1 tRNA gene and 2 rRNA genes are annotated in these 567 nt (G+C 46.6%); all 3 read right to left on the bottom strand.

Going from position 1 to position 567, the window contains the following annotated elements:
- Positions 1-81 (bottom strand): 23S ribosomal RNA (locus AB4J89_RS18990); the annotation flags it as partial.
- Between the two features lie 237 nt (positions 82-318).
- Positions 319-394: transfer RNA gene (locus AB4J89_RS18985), tRNA-Glu, on the bottom strand.
- A gap of 84 nt (positions 395-478) precedes the next feature.
- A 16S ribosomal RNA gene (locus tag AB4J89_RS18980) occupies positions 479-567 on the bottom strand; the annotation flags it as partial.

The raw sequence follows: 567 nt of genomic DNA, 5'->3' as shown, positions 1-567 counted from the left end.
CCGACGCTTATCGCAGATTAGCACGTCCTTCATCGCCTCTGATTGCCTAGGCATCCACCGTGTACGCTTATTCGCTTAACCTCACAACCCGAAGATGTTTCTCTCGAAGACTAATGTCTTGAGCTCACACTTCAAGGTCTGAGATTTTGAGAGACTCATCAATATACCTCGGTGATATATTGATTTGTTTTCAATTTTTCAGCTTGTTCCAGATTGTTAAAGAGCATAATAGGTAAAATAACTCATACGAATTATCTTAACTATTCTCTGACTTTCATCAGACATAGTGTGGTACGCCTTTCACTCATACCGCGCAATTGGCGTCCCCTAGGGGATTCGAACCCCTGTTACCGCCGTGAAAGGGCGGTGTCCTAGGCCTCTAGACGAAGGGGACTCTTGTCAGCTTCGCAGACGCGCTTTTGCTCGTTCTTCATCAGACAATCTGTGTGAGCACTACACATAACACGTATCTCTTAGGTAAGGAGGTGATCCAACCGCAGGTTCCCCTACGGTTACCTTGTTACGACTTCACCCCAGTCATGAATCACAAAGTGGTAAGCGCCCTCC

Source organism: Proteus sp. STS61-E (genome assembly GCF_040932335.1).
Taxonomy (GTDB): domain Bacteria; phylum Pseudomonadota; class Gammaproteobacteria; order Enterobacterales; family Enterobacteriaceae; genus Proteus; species Proteus mirabilis_B.
Note: the sequence above shows the minus strand (reverse complement) of the source record. Positions and strands in the feature narration are given on the sequence as shown.